The organism is Emticicia sp. (assembly GCF_049241225.1).
GTDB lineage: Bacteria > Bacteroidota > Bacteroidia > Cytophagales > Spirosomataceae > Emticicia.
The window spans coordinates 20,790-22,095 of the sequence record NZ_JBMLRC010000175.1; the positions used below are offsets into that span (position 1 = coordinate 20,790).

Here is a 1,306-nt window from a genome sequence, read left to right on the forward strand (position 1 = left end):
CTCATGGCTTGATTCAAACCTTTTACCGACTGCGTAAGGTGAAGGATATTTTCAGCAACCGACCATTTTTCGCCGATTGGGGCAAAAAACTGTCCTTCTTCGATGTTTTCAACATCAGACACGATTACTTTATAGCATTCTTCCAATGCTTTTTTTAGTTCTTCTTTTGTCATTTTAGTAGAACAAGTTTCCAACTTGTTTTTATTGTGAATAAAAAATATCAAAAAATCAAAAACGAAGTCGGAGCTTCGTTCCACATATGCAATCATGAGGGCATACATCAACGTACGCCCTCTGACCAAATTACCTGTTAACGCACTATAAAACTTTTACTCGACACAATTTTGGAAAATTGTGCTACTGCATATCTTCTAATTTATTTAAGATTTTAGTCCAAATCGTATCTCTAAATTGCTTTTTGAAAAAACCAAAGTGTTCAATTTTCTTCGCTCCTAATTCGGCAGGAATGAGTTTTTCGGAAGTTAATGTTTTGGTAGTTTTGAAATTTTGGAGCAAAAGCGGCACATTTTTTTCGTTGGCGATGGGGTCGTCAGTTGTCCAAAAATGAACAATCGGAAAGGTAAGTTCGTGATAATGCCCCACAGGAACAGTTTTTCCGAAAAAGCGTTCATCCCAAAAATAATTCGGCACACTACACCAGTCAGACCAATCTTTTACTACTTTTCTGGGCAAATCTTCCATGATTCCGAAACGTTTGGCAGCTACATAGCCTGTCAGCAACACACTAATCGGACGAAAAACATGAAAGAAAAATAATGTCTGCATCCTATACCCAAAAGGCATATTTCGCCAGTAACCCGAACCCGAACCAACCGCCACCACGCCACTGAGTTTCTGATAATTAGGCATCAGTCCGAAATTCATTCCACCCACACTATGCCCGACCAATAATTTTGGTAAATCGGGGTATTTTTTATCTAAACACTCCAACACGGCTGGCATATCCTGTGTACCGTATTCAATATAATTATAGTCACAATCTTTCATCGAAGCAGGTGCCGACTCGCAAGTGCCACGATAATCGAATGTGCAAACTGCATAATCATGCTCAACTAAAAATTTAATAAACGGAAAGTAAAACTCTTTTTTTGCACCTGTACCAGTACAGAGTTGTACGACTGCCTTTGGTTTTTCGGGTTCAAACAAAACTGCTGCCAGTTCTACACCATCTTCACATTTTACTTTTAGCTTTTGCATAATTTATATTATACCAAACGTTTGTTTTATTCTCAATTCTCAATTCTCAATTCTCAATTCTCAATTCTCAATTCTCAATTCTCAATTC

The 1,306-nt window shown here is 37.7% G+C and carries 2 protein-coding genes; both read right to left on the minus strand.

Going from position 1 to position 1,306, the window contains the following annotated elements:
• The coding region (locus tag ACOVO2_RS10100) for a hypothetical protein (RefSeq protein ID WP_421769851.1) at positions 1–281 on the minus strand (281 nt) is incomplete at its 3' end.
• A gap of 76 nt (positions 282–357) precedes the next feature.
• On the minus strand, positions 358–1,218 hold the full coding sequence (locus tag ACOVO2_RS10105) for an alpha/beta fold hydrolase (RefSeq protein WP_421769852.1): 861 nt from the start codon (positions 1,216–1,218) through the stop codon (positions 358–360).
• Between the last annotated feature and the right edge of the window lie 88 nt (positions 1,219–1,306).

Bases quoted from the DNA above. Each gene is read 5' to 3' on its own strand.
- ACOVO2_RS10105 (WP_421769852.1), bottom strand. From the start codon at position 1,218: ATGCAAAAGCTAAAAGTAAAATGTGAAGATGGTGTAGAACTGGCAGCA.